The sequence below is a fragment of the Dellaglioa sp. CoH-57-MRSF-17 genome, assembly GCF_056782015.1.
Map to the genome: position 1 here is coordinate 1 of NZ_JBXAXY010000164.1, position 252 is coordinate 252.

The following is a 252-nucleotide window of genomic DNA, read 5'->3' on the forward strand; positions in this document are numbered from 1 at the left end:
TGCGGATAAGGCGCGATATGAAATGATGTGTCCACTCAAGCAGATTAGCGCGCTTGCCTCCCTTGTCGATCAATCCCATATCCTTCAGGTAATTATAGATCGGCCATGTTATGAGCCGCGCCACATCACTGTGACCGTGCGACGAAGAGCTGTGCCAGTTTGCCAGACCAGCAATTGACCACTCCATTTCAGCTGCACGCTTCGGGCCCGGGTGTATGGTGTGCTCAATGAATCGCTCCAGACTCATCGGTC

At 53.2% G+C, this 252-nt stretch carries 1 protein-coding gene; it reads right to left on the reverse strand.

Annotated elements, in window-relative coordinates; genetic code table 11:
* Positions 1-187 (reverse strand): hypothetical protein (locus tag AC1RPJ_RS08270; protein WP_481762928.1); only part of this gene is annotated, 187 nt, incomplete at its 3' end.
* Between the last annotated feature and the right edge of the window lie 65 nt (positions 188-252).